Genomic DNA, 14,281 nt, shown 5'->3' with positions numbered 1-14,281 from the left:
GTCTGGCTAGGGCTGCGCAGTCGCCCCGGGTATTCCTGCTCAAGGGAAGGTCCGTATTCCCCAGCGAATGATATGCTCCTCGTCCTGGAAGATGGTCTCGTAGTTGCCATTCCACAGTTCCTGGCGCGCTAGGCGACGCCGCATCGTACGACGCACCAGCCGCGTCATCTGCAGCCACGAGGAATAATCCAACCACACCAAGGTATCGGCCCCCTCGACCAGCAGCCGGCGCACCGCGCGGTATTGCCATTCAATGACCCACTCTTGTCCGGCGCTGAAGGCCTCCACTTCCGCAACGAAGTTCGCGCGCGGCGTCCAGCCGGCGCCATGGTAGAGCGAGTCGATCTCCACCCTAGGTAGCGACAGTGCGCGTTCCAGCTGCCCGCAGAGTGTGGTCTTTCCCGCCCCAGAGGCCCGGCTACCACGATGCGGCGCGGGTTCCACGTTATCGGGTCTTCCACTGTGTACACGTTTTGCTCCTTCGCGCTCGGAGAGGCTAGTGCCTAGAATGCCGGAGTCTACAGTTGCGCGGCTAGTTTAGGTGCCCGCAACAAGAGGGAAACCCTCGAAGAGTACCGGTCTCCGCTTGAGTCCGATCCTTCAGGATAGACCGGATGGCCGTGCTAGCGCACTGCCAAGTTCTGGCGAGGCGGCCCGTCTGTGGATAACTGCGTCTGGCGTGGGTGAGTTTTCCACAGTTTCTTTGTTCGGTGCGGGTTGGGGATTGTCGCACCTGGTGGCGGTGGCTTAGCGTGGCGGTCATGGGCTTGCAGGAGTATTTCGCACAACTTAGCCGAGGTGTTGACCTCGTAGCCGAGTGCTCAGGGCTATCTGCCCCAGACCTTGAGAAGATGGGGGCTAGCGCGCAGGATGCCACCGAGCTTTTAAGCCTGCACACCATCTACTTCGGCCCCACGCCTTATACGGGCAAGCAGCGCTTAGCCGTTAATGCGGCCAGGCGCAACGGGCACGCCCTGAGCACCCTGCACCAGATCGAATCTTTTACCCGGCGCATTACAGGGAAACTGGATGCGTGGAACCTGCGGCTAGAATTATGTTCCACGCCAAGCGAGCAGGTTGCTGCGGTAGCGCGGCGCCGGTTGCGCGAGATGCGTGTTCCCCGCAAGTATTGCGAGCGTGTACTGCTGCGCCAGCACCCCAACGGGCTAGCTACCTTGACAGTAACGGGTAATGGGTTGGACATGGCAGATGCTTTCCGGACCATCGACCATAAGCGCCCGGGCGAGAGTTTTATCGCCCGCATGCTCGGCAAGGCAGACGAGGCCACCACACGTACTCGTGTGACGACCATGGCAGTCCTCCAGTTGGAGGACTACGGCACAATCCTGCGCCGCGAGCGCGATGATGTTGTAGTACGCACCACCAGTGGGGCTGTTATCACCGGTACGCAGCTTGTGGAACGCGCCTGCGCCAACGAAGGACTTGTCACCATCATCAGCCGCACGCAGGGGCCGGTGGACTTGTACCGCTTTGAGCGATTCGCCTCGGTCAAGCAGCGCACGATGCTGGCAGCAGAGCACCCTACGTGTGCGTGGCCGGGCTGTAACATCCCGGCGGAGCGAGGCCAGTTTCATCATCTCACGCCGTGGAGTCACGGCGGGGAGACCAACATTGCCAACCTAGTGACCTTGTGTAGTTATCACAACGGGGTTAATGAGGATGATCCGAATGCGCCGCCACGTCGCGGGCGCCTGACCCGTAAGGGCGGGACAATAGTCTGGCAGCCCCCGCACACGCACTAGCCGTTAGGTCAACACCGCCTAACGGCGACTTCCAGCACCCCAAAACATAAACCTGATAGGAAAAGCCACCCTCCTTTTTAGGAAAGCGGCTGTGTCCTAGTCTTTTACTTGAGCCGCCTGCGAGAATCGAACTCGCGACCTTCTCATTACGAGTGAGACGCTCTACCGACTGAGCTAAGGCGGCAACGCTGGGCTCTAGGCCGAAAGGGCCTAAAATGCAGCACTTGAGGATTCTAGCCTAGGTAACAGAAAGATAAGAAATCAGCGCGTTCCACAGGCGCGACGCAGCCGCCCGATGAGCCCGTCGAAGGCAACCTGTGGGGTGGCATTCTGCGTCAGCTGCTCGCGGCAGAAAGTAATGGCCGCTTGACAATCTAGCAGGCCCTCCTCGCTCACTCGGGCGGCCAACTCCCCCGCCAGGCCGCTGAAATCCGGATGGGTCATCTCCACCTCAGCGCCGACTTTGAGCATCAGGGCATCGCGGTAGATGCCGGAGAGATCAATAAGGGAAAGATCCAGGATGTCGATCATGCGGCGCTTGGCGCGTTTCTTCTGCAGGCCCTCCAGCTCCTTGACGGCCGTGCGCGCCTCACGCTGTGCCTTGGCGGCGCCTTTTCCTTTGGCGCCTACGCCATAGGATTGCTGGAGTTTTTCTAACTCTGCGGCATCGGATTTAGCGGCGGTGGACTTGGATTCGGCTTCGACAAGCTTGATAAGGCCCGAAACCGCCTGGAAACCCTGCGAGCCGTGGAATACTTCCTCGGCGATATTGATGGCCACTGCGCGGCGCTTTTGCACCTGCGGGCTCGCCACGAGCTTGCGGGCGCGCCCGACGTGGCGCAGGCTTGTCACGGCCGCGAGCCTTGCGTCGTGCTCGCTCGCGCCCTGAGCCACCAGCAGCTTGACGATGCCGCCCACCGACGGCGCCGGAATATAAAGATGCCGGCAGCGCGAACGCAGGGTCTGCGAGAAATCCGCCGGGTCCTCCGAAGGCGCACACATAATCATCACGGTGCGAACGGGCGGCTCCTCGACGGTCTTGAGCAAGGCGTTGGCCGCCTGGTTGTTGAGACGGTCGGCGTTGTTGAAAATCACCACGCGCCAGGGTGCGACCGTGGGCATGGTGGCGGCGCGCTCGATGACCCGGCGCGCGGTATCCACGGTGATGAACTGCTCCTGCGGATTCACGTAGACTAGATCGGTGTGCTGCTGATGCTCAAGGATGGACACACAGGACTCGCAGCGCCCACAGCCCGGCTCCGGGCCGGTGCACATGAGTGCTGCAGCGAAGTAGAGGGCGGCGTTGGAGCGCCCCGAGCCAGGAGGGCCGCTAAAGAGCCAGGAGTGGCTCATGGCGCGCGGGTCCGCGCCCGCCTCGCCCCGCGCGGCGGCGGCTGCACCGAGGATCACCCGGGCAACCCCAGGGGTATCTGCCAGTAGATGGGCAACGCTTTCGCCATTCACTCGCTCTAGCCTACTGGTGTCACTAAAGTATGTGATCATGAACAGACTACTGCGTGGTGCCCGCTGGCTAATGGGCACCCAATGGCCGATGTACGCGGCGCTCGTTCTGGGCTCCAATATCATCGGCGCGGTAGCCATCATGACCTTCGTGGGCTTCTTCTTGCCTATGCCGGAGATCCGGGACTTCACCACGGAGATCCCCAACCTCGTCCTCATCGGGGTGCTCTATGTGGTCTTCGCCGTCATCATCGGCATCACCGTCACCTTGCTGCTCTTTCGCCCGGTCCTAGACTGGCAGCGCAACCCTGACGCGCACGATCCCAATATGGTGCGCAATCTCGTCCTGCGCATCCCGGTGTATCAGGCCGGGGTCGCAGCCTTGGTCTGGCTCATCGGCATCATCCTGGCCGTGGTCATCGCTGGCTCGGATTCCGGCAAGCTGGCGGTGGTGGTCGGCGTCTCCGCCGCGCTAGCTGCTTGTCTGGTCATTCTGCTGACCTACCTGCAGGCAGAGCGCCTCGTGCGCCCGGTGGCAGCCACGGCCGTGGCCCGCCGCTTCGAGGATTCCACCCTCGAGCCGCCGATTAAGTACCGCCTCATCTCGACCTGGCTGATGACCTCCGGGCTGCCACTTATCGGCGTGGTCTTGGTGCTCATTGGCCAAAGGGCCGGATACTTCACCGACGATGCAACGGACATCATCCCCGCCATCCTCGCCTTGGCGCTAACGGCCCTGGGCACGGGGCTCATGGGCACCATTTTTGCCATGATGAGCGTGGTCGATCCGATCCTGGAACTCCAAGACGCCATCAACCGCGTGCGCCGCGGGGAGACCAACGCTGAGGTCGATATTTATGACGGCTCTGAGCTGGGCGTGCTGCAATCCGGATTCAATGAAATGATGCGCGGGCTGCGTGAGCGCCAGCGCGTGCGCGACATCTTCGGCCGCTACGTCGGCACCGAGGTGGCGCAGCGCGCCTTGGAGGAGCGCCCAGTCTTGGGCGGCGAGGACCGCAAGGTGGCTGTCCTTTTCGTCGATGTCATCGGCTCGACCACCTTCGCTGTCAACCACACCCCGGAGGAAGTCGTCGAGGAGCTCAACAAGTTCTTCGAGCACGTCGTCGAGGTGGTCCACCGCAACAAGGGCATCATCAACAAGTTTCAAGGTGACGCCGCGCTCGCGGTCTTCGGCGCGCCCCTCAACGTCTACGATTCCACTTCCATGGCCCTCAAGGCCGCCCGGGAACTGCGTCAGGAGCTGCGCGGGCTCGAGCTCCAGGCTGGTATTGGGGTGGCCTCCGGTCACGTCGTCGCGGGTAATATCGGCGGCGCTGATCGCTTCGAGTACACCGTCATCGGGGATGCCGTCAACGAGGCCGCGCGGCTGACGGAGCTGGCCAAGGACACCCCCGGCCAAGTGCTCACCAACGCCGCCACGCTCAAGACCGCCAACGAGGCGGAACAAGCGCGCTGGACCTATCTAAAATCCATTGAGCTGCGTGGGCGCCGTCGCATGACGCAGCTGGCCCGCCCCATTCGCCCCACTCTGGCTGACCGCGCCGAGCAATAGCCGCTGGGGAGCTGACTCCTATACCATTCAACCCATGAGTACCCCGCAGGTTTCCTCGCTCTCGCCCACCCGCCCGCGCTTGGTCGTGCCCGATGTCGCCCGCGGCCTCGCTCTGCTCGGTATCGCAATGGCCAATGTTTCGGCCGCATGGATTATCACCCACGACCGCCCTGCCAGCCATTTCGGCGGAATCATCAACGATAGTGTCCTCGATAAGGCCGCAGTGTTATTCGCCGCCCTTTTCGTTCACGTGCGCGGCCTACCCATGTTCTCCACGCTTCTAGGCTTCGGTGTGGGGCTTATAGCGCTGAGCCTGTGGCGACGTGAGTTTCCGCTGCGCCGCGCTCGCCGTGTCCTCATCCGCCGCTACGGCTGGCTCTTCGTCTTCGGCGCCGTACACTGCATATTCCTCTTCTACGGCGACATCATGATCTTCTACGGGCTAGCTGGGATCCTCCTCGCCTTACTCCTCCCCCTCTCCGATAGGGCGCTGATGATCGTGGCGTGGATTTTGCTCGCTCTCACGGGACTCGCCGGCCTCGGCTTTGGGGTGTTGGGATACGTAGAACCCTCCCTAGCGGTGAACTTTTCCGCCGGTGGCATGGGGGATCCCGTCGACACTTCCTCCTATCCCCACCTCGTTGGCTCCCAGTTCATGTTCTTCCTGCTGCAGCTTGCGGGCACCCCGCTGGTCTTCTTTAACTACCTGCCGCTGATGATCATCGGTTTCGTGTGGGCGCGTCGTGGCACGCTTGGCGATGTCGCCTCCCACCGCACCCAGCTCATCTCCTGGTGTGTGGCCGGCTGCGCCGTCATCGTGCTTGTCGGCCTTCCGTGGGGGCTTGGCTCCATCGGGGTCGTGCCCGAGTCCTTCGCCGCCGCCGGGCTCATGGCCAACTCCTTCCTCGGAGTATTCACCGGCCCAGCCATCCTCGCTGCAACAGCGCTGGCCCTCCACGGCGTCCAAGAGCGCGTCAGTGGGGGCGCAACTCTGCCCCGCGGCCTATGGGCTCTAGCTGCTTTGGGCAAGCGCTCCATGAGCGGCTACCTTGGACAATCCGTGCTGTTTTTCGCGCTGGTTTATCCCTTCACCCTCAACTTCGGCCCGCAATTCGGCGCGGCCGGCCAGATGGCGATCGCCTTCGGCGTATGGCTTATCACCCTCTTTCTGGCCTGCATCCTCGAGGCCCGTGGGCTTCCCGGCCCCTTCGAGTGGCTGCATCGCCGGGTGTCTTATGGCAAGACTATGCGCCCAGAACCCACTCCACGGCTAGCGCCGGGGGGTGTGAAAGAGGGCGTCGACAAGCAGGAACTGCCCTAGCACCTGGGCTCCAAGCGCGGCATAAGCCACGGCCTTAGCCTGCGGTGTCGCCTCAAGGAGCGTGCGCAGATACGTCAGCGATTCGGAGGCCAGCAAAAGATTCGCACCGTGGCTCGCGCCAGCGCTAGTGCGGGTGCGTAGCTTTTTATCACCTGCCAGCGCCGAGGTGACGGCGGTGGCTGCACCACCTATCATCACCGCCGCCTTGTCTGCTGCCGCCTCTCGAGATTCGACTTTGGCTCGGGCCGCAGCCAACGCGCTCCCTGCAGCCCACACGCCGCCGCGCAAAGCCCAACCCCGGGCATCGTTGCGCGCACCGCGACGCCAGAGCAACACGGAGTAGATGGCGTAACTGCCCGCAACCGCGGCAATGGCGGCACGGGAAGGACGCGAGGGCTGGCGCAATTTCGCCACCTGTGCCCCGGCCGCAGCCAGCACGGCGACACCAAGTGGTGCTACTTGCGCGTGCGGCGATAGCAATTCGGGCGAACGTTTCACCGCCTGTACTAGGGCGCTGGCGCCCTCCCGGGTACGCGCGCGAAACTCAAAAACACTCATGGTCATGGCGGCTCGGTCCTAGGAACGGGCGCTGGCCGGTGCTGCTTTCTTCGTGGCTTTCTTCGTGGTTTTGTTAGTAGCCTTCGTGCTCGACTTTTTAGTCGACTTCTTAGCGGTGGACTTCTTTGCTGTCTTCTTCGTCGACTTCTTGGCGGCCTTCTTGGTGCTGCGCTTGGCGGCGCTGCCTCCGTTGGCGGCCTCTTTGGCGCGACGCTCGGAAAGCAGCTCGTTGGCGCGGGCGTCGGTCAGGCGCTCAGGATCGTCGCCACGACGCAAGGAGGCGTTGGTGGTGCCATCGGTGACATAGGGGCCGAAGCGGCCGTCCTTGACTGTCATGGGCTTGCCGGAGACGTCATTATCACCCAACTGCTTGAGCGGGGGCTGTGCCGCCGCCCGACCGCGACGCTTCGGCTCAGCGTAAATGCGGCGTGCCTCCTCGAGGGTGATGCTAAAGATCTGCTCCTCGTTGGCCAGGGAACGCGAATCGTTCCCCTTCTTCAAGTACGGGCCGTAGCGACCATTTTGGGCGGTGATGACCTCGCCGTCATCATCCTTGCCCACCTCCCGCGGCAGCGAAAGCAGCCGCAGGGCATCCTCAAGACCCACTGTGGCGGGCTCCATCGAGCTAAAGAGCGAAGCGGTGCGGGGCTTGAGCTTTTCCTCAATGTATTCGGCCACGCGCTTTTCCTGCTGCTTCTGGGCCGTCTTGGTCTCCCAGTTCTTGGCGCGCTTGCCTTCTTCCGCGCGCTGCTTGTCCTCGGCGGCGCGCTCAGCGGCGACGACGTCCAACGCTTCCTTCTCCGCCTTGTCGCGCTCGTCCTCGCGCACTACCTCGGTGACATAGGGGCCAAAGCGGCCTTCTTTGGCCACGATGGTGCGGCCGTTGTCCGGGTTGGTGCCTAGCTCGCGCCCGCCCTGCGGGGTGGCAAAAAGCTTCTCGGCGAATGCCTCGTTGAGCTCGTCGGGCGTGGTGGTCTCGGAGAGATTCGCCCGCTGATACTCGGGCTCACCGGTCTCCTTATTGTGGCCCACCAGACGCTCGATATAGGGCCCGTAGCGGCCCACGCGCACGAATACGTCGCGGCCCTGCGAGTCGGTGTAGAGCTTGAGCGAGTTCACCTTGCGCGCATCGATAGCCTCAAGGTTGATGTCGATGAGGGACTTCAGGCCGCCGTGGCGGGCAATAGACGCCGCCTTCTCGTCCTTGGCTTCGGCGTTACCGAAGTAGAAGTCCTTGAGCCAGCTCGTGCCGTCCTCATTGCCCCCGGCGATGGAATCGAGCTCATCTTCCATTGAGGAGGTGAAGTCATAGTCCACCAGCTCCGTGAAGCTGCCCTCCAACAATCCGATGACGGCGAAAGCCACCCACGAGGGAACCAAGGCATTGCCGCGAGAGAGCACATAGCCGCGGTCCTGAATGGTCTTGATGATGGAGGCATAGGTCGAAGGGCGTCCGATGCCCAGCTCCTCCATCTTCTTAACCAGGCTGGCTTCCGTATAGCGCGCCGGCGGGTTGGTGGAGTGTCTGTCCGCAGTGACATGCTCAGCGTTAAGGCTCTCGCCCTCCTCCAGGTGCGGCAGACGAGTCTCTGCGTCCTTGCCGTCTTTCGCCTTCTTGGACCCCGTATCGGCGTCTTCGTAAGCTTTGAGGAATCCGGGGAAAGTAATGGTACGCCCGGTGGCGGAGAACTCGACCTCCTCGCCTGAGGTAGACAGCCCGGCCACGGTGACCTTCATGGAGGTGCCCTTGGCGTCCGCCATCTGGCAGGCCACGGTGCGCTTCCAGATGAGATCGTAGAGCTTGAACTCCTCCGTATCGAGCCTTCCGGCCAGCTGGCCGGGGGTGGCAAAGGTCTCGCCCGCGGGGCGGATGGCCTCGTGCGCCTCCTGGGAGTTCTTTACCTTGCGGTCATAAATGCGCGGAGAATCTGCCACGTATTCCGAACCATAGATGGTGGTGGCGGCGTTGCGCGCGGCGTCGAGGCCCTGCTTCGACAGCGAGGTCGAGTCCGTACGCATATAAGTAATGTGGCCGTTTTCATACAGACGCTGCGCGATGCGCATGGTGCGCTCAGAAGTAAAGTGCAGCCGGCGCCCCGCCTCCTGCTGCAGCGTCGAGGTCATAAACGGCGGATAAGGCTTGCGGGTATAGGGCTTATGCTCCACCCCGGCCACGTTCATGTGGGAGCCTGAAAGCCCTTGCGCGAGGGCCTGGGCCTGCTCCTGCTTGAGGACGACGACTTCCTCGCCCTTCTTCACCTTCCCCCGGTCATCGAAGTCGCGGCCCACAGCCACGCGCTTGCCGTCGATGGAGCTCAAACGAGCGTTGAAGGTGGAAGGATTATCTCCGCCTTGGGACAGCGTGCGCAGCGTGGCGGAAAGATCCCAATACTCCGCGGCAATGAAAGCCATGCGCTCGCGCTCGCGCTCAACGATGACGCGAGTAGCCACCGACTGCACGCGCCCGGCAGACAGGCGAGGCATGACTTTCTTCCACAGCACCGGGGACACCTCGTAGCCGTAGAGGCGGTCGAGGATGCGACGCGTTTCTTGGGCGTCGATGAGGTTTTCATCGAGCTCGCGGGTGTTATTCGCAGCATCGATGATGGCTGACTTGGTGATCTCGTTGAAGACCATGCGCCGCACCGGCACCTTGGGCTTTAGTACCTCGAGCAGGTGCCAGGCAATGGCCTCCCCCTCGCGGTCAGGGTCTGTTGCGAGATAAAGCTGGTCGCACTGCTTGAGCTTGGCCTTAAGGTCCGCGACCTTCTTCTTCTTGTCCTGGCTGATGACGTAGAGCGGGGTGAAGTTGTCCTCAGGGTTGACGCCGAGACGCGCCCACGGCTCTTTCTTGTACTTCGCGGGCACGTCAGCGGCGCCGCGTGGCAGATCGCGAATGTGACCAACCGAGGCTTCCACAATGTACTTGTCGCCTAAATATGGCTGGATCTTCTTCGCCTTTGTCGCCGACTCGACGATGACCAGGGTCTTTCCCTGACCGGCTGCTTCTGCCACTTCGACTTCATCCCTTTCGAGGACTCGAACTAAAAAATCAGCGTCCTCCGCTTCCTGTGCCGAGGATACAATTGTCAATAGCGTACACAGATACTTGTACATCGCCTTAGTCAGTAACGACTAAGGCAGTATTATTATGTCTCGCTGCGCACCCCTCCATCAGGCGGGTCTATACTTGGCGCCTTGATGGCCCCAACCAATAATGCGCGGTAGTGCATTGTTGGGCACTCTAACACGAAGTTCGCACGTCCCGCGGAGGAATTATGATCGCATCGATCACAGCATGGATCGAAGCTGTCATGCTGACACATTGGGTATACCCCCTAGTAGGCACCCTCATCTTCTTTGACTGCTTCTTCCCCGTCCTCCCCTCCGAGATCCCCCTCAACATGGTGGGGGCTTGGTCAGGATCACAAGGAATCCCGCACGTTCCCACCATGTTTTTCGTGGCAGTCGTCGCCGCCATTATGGGCGATAACCTCTGCTTCCTGCTGGGAACCCGCCTCATGGGGCTGGTCAACCGCGTACAGAAGGGATCCCGCGCCTACGAGGGCCTAGCCTGGGTCAAGCGCAACATGCGTCGCGGCGGCGGTGCGGCGATCATCATCGCCCGCTTCATCCCCTCGGCGCGCCTGTTTATGACCATCCTCTTGGGCTCCATGCGCTACCCGTGGCCGCTGTTCTTCTTCTTCGACGCCATCGGCGTTGCCATCTGGGCCGCGCAGGCACTCGCCATCGGCTACGTGGGCGGCATGGCCTTTTCTGATTCCCCCGCCCTGGCGATGGTCATCAGCATCATCGCCGCCGTCATCATCGGCTTCGGCATGCAGCGCGGGCAGAACGCCTTGCTGGAGTGGTGGGATACCCGCCGTGGCTACGCCGAGACGCCCTAAGCTGCCAGGAAGATCCGGGCTATAGCTCAGCATTAAGGCGAAAACGCGAAATCTCCCGTACCTCGAAAGGTACAGGAGATTAAAAGCTCTGAATTAAAGGGCGTGAACGTCCTGAGCCTGCGGTCCCTTGGGGCCGTCTCCTACTTCGTAGGACACTGCCTGGTTCTCCTCGAGGGAACGGAAGCCCGAACCCTTGATCTCGGAGTAGTGAACGAATACGTCAGCAGAGCCGTCGTTCGGCGCAATAAAGCCGTAACCCTTTTCTGCGTTAAACCACTTAACGGTTCCTTGTGCCATGGTTTTAAAACCTCTTGTCTTGATATGGATCTGCGAACCCCCATGAGGTGGGCGCTCGGCGGTAAATGGATCTTCGCCAGCACCTTAATAAAACACTGCGCCAAGAAAACATCGGCCACGGACAGTGTGACACGTTTAGGCCGTGCGCGATAGTCTAATCCCAAATAAAAACGCTAAAGGGGGTAACCGCCGTGAGTTCTTCCCACCCTTTCGGCACAGAATTAATGGAGTTTCTCCAGCGCCGAATTTCGGAGTCTACCTGCACATATAGCACAGTACTCCCGCCCAAGAAGGCCCAATATGGCCCGTGGCCGGAGTGGGTCCTCCCTGGGTTGAAAAACTTTCTCAAAGAGAGCGAAATCACATCGCTTTTTCAACATCAAGTGCGCGTGGCCGAGTCCGCATGGGCCGGCCAAGACTGCGTCATCGCCACGGGAACCTCCTCCGGCAAGTCCTTGGGGTACCAGCTGCCCATCTTGTCGAGGCTGGCACAAGAGCCGACCGCCTGCGCCCTGTACCTGACCCCCACCAAGGCGCTGGGCTCGGATCAGCTGCATTCGGCGCTAGGTTTCAGCCGCGCCATCCCAGAACTCAAGTCCATCTTTCCCGCTCCCTATGACGGCGATACACCACAGGAATCACGCGCCGGTATCCGGGAATCCTCGCGCTTTGTCTTTAGCAACCCCGACATGGTGCACATGTCTGTGCTTGCCGCACACCCACGCTGGGCGCGTTTCTTGCGGCACCTGCGCTTCATTGTCATCGACGAGTGCCACTCCTACCGTGGTGTCTTCGGCGCCAACGTCGCCTTGGTCCTGCGCCGCTTGCTGCGCCTGTGCGAGCACTATGGTTCCCGCCCAGTCATCATCGCGGCCTCGGCCACCATGAAAGACCCGGCGCTACATACGCAGCGGCTCACCGGACGCACTGCCGAGTCCATCGTGGAAATCACGGAAGATACCGCCCCCACTGGCGCGCGCACTGTAGCCCTCTGGGAGCCCGGATTCATCGAGGGTGCCGAAGGAGAAAACGGTGCCCCCGTGCGCCGCGCCGCCACCACCGAGGCGGCCAGCATGATGGCAGGCTTGGTGGCCGAGGGTGCGCGCACCCTGACTTTTGTCCGCTCGCGGCGCTCGGCTGAGATCGTGGCCATGCGTGCTGCTGAGGAACTATCGGGGTCCTTCGCGCGCCCCGATTTCGCGCAGCGCATCGCGGCCTACCGCGCCGGCTACCTGGCAGAGGATCGGCGCGAGTTGGAACGCCGCTTGGATGAGGGCGCGCTCTTGGGAGTCGCCACCACCTCAGCGTTGGAGCTTGGCATTGACGTGGGCGGCCTCGATGCCGTGGTCACCGCGGGCTTTCCCGGTACCGTGGCCAGTTTTTGGCAGCAGGCAGGGCGTGCGGGCCGCCGCGGGCAGGGCTCGCTCGTGGTGCTCGTTGCCCGCGACGAGCCAATGGACACCTACCTGGTCCACCACCCGGAAGCCCTACTAGGCAAGCCCGTTGAGGCCAGCGTATTCGATCCGAGCAACCCTCATATCCTCTACGGACACATCTACTGCGCAGCCGTTGAGCTGCCGTTGCGCGATGCTGAGATAGCCGCGTTTGGCGCTGAGGAGGTTATCCACACCCTCGAGCAACAAGGGTTGGTGCGCCACCGCGAGCGTGGCTGGTTCGCCGTCCCGCAGCTGGATTCAGAGCTCACCCCGGAGACCTCCCATTCAGCCGTGACCCTGCGCGGTGGCTCCGGTCAAGAGGTCATGATCGTCGATGCCTCGGATGGACGCCTGCTAGGGACAATCGACGCCGCCCGCGCCACCGGCCAAGTTCATCCCGGCGCGGTCTACCTGCACCAAGGCGATTCCTATGTCATTGAAGATCTCCTCTGGAGCGACTACATGGCCCTAGCCCGGCCCGCTAGCCCCGAGTACACCACCACTGCCCGCTCGGCCACGGACATTCGCATCCTGCGTGAGGCAGATTCCCTGGTGAACTACTCCCCTGGTCTATGGGTGGCCAGCGTCGATGTGGAGGTCACGGATCAAGTCACCGGCTACCAAGTGCGGCTTCCCGATGGCACTGTGGGCGAGGATATCCCGCTGGACATGCCGGAACAGCGCCTGCAGACCCGCGCGGTGGCCTATACGATAGACCCCTCGGCATTAACCGCCATGGGCATCAGCGCCGCAGACACCCCGGGCACTCTGCATGCCGCAGAACACGCGGCAATTGGCCTGTTGCCACTCATTGCCACCTGTGACCGCTGGGACATCGGCGGAGTCTCCACCGCCCTGCATGCCGATACTCAACTGCCCACCGTTTTTGTCTATGACGGGCACCCTGGCGGGGCGGGATTCGCCGACGAAGGTTTTCGGCGCTTCCCCGAGTGGATTGCGGCGACTTTCGACGCCGTTCGCTCCTGCCCCTGCGAGTCCGGCTGCCCCTCCTGCGTGCAATCCCCCAAGTGCGGAAACGGCAATAATCCCTTGGACAAGGCCGGAGCCATCACGTTGCTAGGGGCCCTAGTCTCCATGACACAAGGCCACCCCCAACCCAGGGCGGAAGAAAGCTAGACCGGGCCGGCGCGGGCGCTGGCAACGCTCCCGCGTACTGCCGTCATGACTACAACGTCACGGCCCTCTTGAGTGCATTCACGCACCGTGGCGTCGTTAAGCACCGCCACATGCTCTGCTTTCTCGCATGCTGGGCGCCCCAGGGCCAGTTCCCATGCCGCCGCCACCGCCGCCAGATCTGCGGCCTGCTGGGCCTCGTGACGCGCGGCAACGCGGGAGGCCGCCAAGAGCACGACGAAGAGCAGCGAGACAACTGCCAAGATGATACCAACGGAAACCACCGTGGCATAGCCCTGATCCCTTCGTAGTACCTTCATGCCGCGCCGACCTCCGCTGGAAAGACAGCGGTGGCGCGCATATCCATGAGCGCCGCTGGCACGGTGACCTCGACTGTGACTAGCCCGCCGGATTCCACCACGCCTATGGAAACGTCGCTATCGGCGGGCTGATAGGGCACGCCGAGTGCGTGGGAACGCGCTGCCGCCCCAGCGATATCGACGGCGGCGATGTACGCCGCCATGGTTGATACCCCGCCGATGATGCCGGCGGCAACGATGACGAGCGAGCTCAAGGCCAGAGCGGCTTCCACCGTCACGGAGCCGGCATCACCTGCGATCTTTTTCATTATCTAACTCGGCGTTTTAGACAGAGCATCGGTGATGATTGATTCGATGGCATCGACGACGCCGCCACCGTTGATGACGGCGTACAGCACCGCGGCAAGTGCTGCCGCCGCCAAAGACCCCATGGCGTACTCGATGGTCGACATCCCGCGGTCATTGCTGAGTTCCTGCTTGATTTTGGTGATGGTTGTGATGAACATGTTG

The 14,281-nt window shown here is 62.2% G+C and carries 13 protein-coding genes and 1 tRNA gene; 5 read left to right on the top strand and 9 right to left on the bottom strand.

Annotated elements, in window-relative coordinates; all coding sequences use genetic code 11:
- Window positions 1–39 precede the first annotated feature (39 nt).
- Window positions 40–444 carry a P-loop NTPase family protein gene (locus F4V60_RS01480; RefSeq protein WP_232315954.1) on the bottom strand — a complete coding sequence of 135 codons (405 nt, stop codon included), beginning with the start codon at window positions 442–444 and terminating at the stop codon, window positions 40–42.
- Between the two features lie 317 nt (window positions 445–761).
- On the opposite strand from F4V60_RS01480, the gene F4V60_RS01475 reads away from it, so the two are divergent.
- Window positions 762–1,763, top strand: coding sequence for an HNH endonuclease signature motif containing protein (locus F4V60_RS01475; protein WP_075730967.1), 1,002 nt, complete (start codon window positions 762–764; stop codon window positions 1,761–1,763).
- A 111-nt stretch (window positions 1,764–1,874) separates the two neighbouring features.
- On the opposite strand, the gene F4V60_RS01470 is transcribed toward F4V60_RS01475, so the two are convergent.
- Window positions 1,875–1,947 (bottom strand) — tRNA-Thr (locus tag F4V60_RS01470).
- 77 nt (window positions 1,948–2,024) lie between these two features.
- A complete protein-coding gene (locus tag F4V60_RS01465) occupies window positions 2,025–3,266 on the bottom strand; it encodes a DNA polymerase III subunit delta' (RefSeq protein ID WP_075729009.1) in 1,242 nt (413 codons plus the stop codon).
- Between F4V60_RS01465 and F4V60_RS01460 the strand changes: the two genes are divergently transcribed.
- Both F4V60_RS01460 and F4V60_RS01455 read left to right on the top strand, forming a co-directional pair.
- A complete protein-coding gene (locus F4V60_RS01460; protein WP_075729008.1) occupies window positions 3,265–4,797 on the top strand; it encodes an adenylate/guanylate cyclase domain-containing protein in 1,533 nt (510 codons plus the stop codon). The two genes, F4V60_RS01465 and F4V60_RS01460, sit on opposite strands and share 2 nt — an antisense overlap.
- 34 nt (window positions 4,798–4,831) lie before the next feature.
- Window positions 4,832–6,118, top strand: a complete 1,287-nt coding sequence (locus F4V60_RS01455) for a DUF418 domain-containing protein (RefSeq protein ID WP_084559108.1) — start codon at window positions 4,832–4,834, stop codon at window positions 6,116–6,118.
- On the opposite strand, the gene F4V60_RS01450 is transcribed toward F4V60_RS01455, so the two are convergent.
- Together F4V60_RS01450 and topA are read right to left on the bottom strand one after the other, a co-directional pair.
- The gene (locus tag F4V60_RS01450; protein ID WP_075729007.1) at window positions 6,068–6,682 is read right to left on the bottom strand and encodes a lysoplasmalogenase family protein; all 615 of its coding nucleotides are present in this window, start codon (window positions 6,680–6,682) and stop codon (window positions 6,068–6,070) included. The genes F4V60_RS01455 and F4V60_RS01450 overlap by 51 nt on opposite strands.
- A gap of 12 nt (window positions 6,683–6,694) precedes the next feature.
- Complete coding sequence (gene topA / locus F4V60_RS01445) at window positions 6,695–9,691, bottom strand: type I DNA topoisomerase (protein WP_150387352.1); 2,997 nt, start codon at window positions 9,689–9,691, stop codon at window positions 6,695–6,697.
- Between the two features lie 263 nt (window positions 9,692–9,954).
- Here topA and F4V60_RS01440 point away from each other — a divergent pair, with 263 nt between their 5' ends.
- Window positions 9,955–10,584, top strand: coding sequence for a DedA family protein (locus tag F4V60_RS01440; RefSeq protein ID WP_075729005.1), 630 nt, complete (start codon window positions 9,955–9,957; stop codon window positions 10,582–10,584).
- 93 nt (window positions 10,585–10,677) lie between these two features.
- Here F4V60_RS01440 and F4V60_RS01435 read toward each other — a convergent pair whose 3' ends face one another.
- Window positions 10,678–10,881 (bottom strand): cold-shock protein, encoded by a 204-nt coding sequence (locus F4V60_RS01435; RefSeq protein WP_075729004.1) that lies wholly within the window; start codon window positions 10,879–10,881, stop codon window positions 10,678–10,680.
- A 224-nt stretch (window positions 10,882–11,105) separates the two neighbouring features.
- On the opposite strand from F4V60_RS01435, the gene F4V60_RS01430 reads away from it, so the two are divergent.
- A complete protein-coding gene (locus F4V60_RS01430) occupies window positions 11,106–13,454 on the top strand; it encodes a Zn-binding domain-containing protein (RefSeq protein ID WP_075729003.1) in 2,349 nt (782 codons plus the stop codon).
- On the opposite strand, the gene F4V60_RS01425 is transcribed toward F4V60_RS01430, so the two are convergent.
- From F4V60_RS01425 to F4V60_RS01415, 3 genes are read right to left on the bottom strand one after another with little or no spacing between them, the layout of a single operon-like run.
- Entirely contained in the window at window positions 13,451–13,771 is a 321-nt protein-coding gene (locus F4V60_RS01425) for an Rv3654c family TadE-like protein (protein WP_075729002.1), read from the bottom strand. The two genes, F4V60_RS01430 and F4V60_RS01425, sit on opposite strands and share 4 nt — an antisense overlap.
- On the bottom strand, window positions 13,768–14,079 hold the full coding sequence (locus tag F4V60_RS01420) for a hypothetical protein (protein WP_075729001.1): 312 nt from the start codon (window positions 14,077–14,079) through the stop codon (window positions 13,768–13,770). The genes F4V60_RS01425 and F4V60_RS01420 overlap by 4 nt, the downstream gene beginning before the upstream one ends.
- Window positions 14,080–14,082: 3 nt before the next feature.
- On the bottom strand, window positions 14,083–14,277 hold the full coding sequence (locus tag F4V60_RS01415) for a DUF4244 domain-containing protein (protein WP_075729000.1): 195 nt from the start codon (window positions 14,275–14,277) through the stop codon (window positions 14,083–14,085).
- Window positions 14,278–14,281 lie beyond the last annotated feature (4 nt).

The sequence above is a fragment of the Corynebacterium flavescens genome (genome assembly GCF_008693105.1).
In the GTDB taxonomy this organism is placed as follows: Bacteria; Actinomycetota; Actinomycetes; order Mycobacteriales; family Mycobacteriaceae; genus Corynebacterium; species Corynebacterium flavescens.
The sequence above is the reverse complement of the archived record's forward strand: the minus strand, read 5'-3'. Positions and strand labels throughout refer to the sequence as shown.

Excerpts from the sequence above, each read along its gene's own strand:
- F4V60_RS01425 (WP_075729002.1), bottom strand. The coding sequence starts at position 13,771 with ATGAAGGTACTACGAAGGGATCAGGGCTATGCCACGGTGGTTTCCGTT.
- F4V60_RS01465 (WP_075729009.1), bottom strand. The coding sequence starts at position 3,266 with ATGATCACATACTTTAGTGACACCAGTAGGCTAGAGCGAGTGAATGGC.
- F4V60_RS01450 (WP_075729007.1), bottom strand. The coding sequence starts at position 6,682 with ATGACCATGAGTGTTTTTGAGTTTCGCGCGCGTACCCGGGAGGGCGCC.
- F4V60_RS01435 (WP_075729004.1), bottom strand. The coding sequence starts at position 10,881 with ATGGCACAAGGAACCGTTAAGTGGTTTAACGCAGAAAAGGGTTACGGC.
- F4V60_RS01455 (WP_084559108.1), top strand. The coding sequence starts at position 4,832 with ATGAGTACCCCGCAGGTTTCCTCGCTCTCGCCCACCCGCCCGCGCTTG.
- F4V60_RS01475 (WP_075730967.1), top strand. The coding sequence starts at position 762 with ATGGGCTTGCAGGAGTATTTCGCACAACTTAGCCGAGGTGTTGACCTC.
- F4V60_RS01460 (WP_075729008.1), top strand. The coding sequence starts at position 3,265 with ATGAACAGACTACTGCGTGGTGCCCGCTGGCTAATGGGCACCCAATGG.
- F4V60_RS01430 (WP_075729003.1), top strand. The coding sequence starts at position 11,106 with ATGGAGTTTCTCCAGCGCCGAATTTCGGAGTCTACCTGCACATATAGC.
- F4V60_RS01440 (WP_075729005.1), top strand. The coding sequence starts at position 9,955 with ATGATCGCATCGATCACAGCATGGATCGAAGCTGTCATGCTGACACAT.
- F4V60_RS01420 (WP_075729001.1), bottom strand. The coding sequence starts at position 14,079 with ATGAAAAAGATCGCAGGTGATGCCGGCTCCGTGACGGTGGAAGCCGCT.
- F4V60_RS01415 (WP_075729000.1), bottom strand. The coding sequence starts at position 14,277 with ATGTTCATCACAACCATCACCAAAATCAAGCAGGAACTCAGCAATGAC.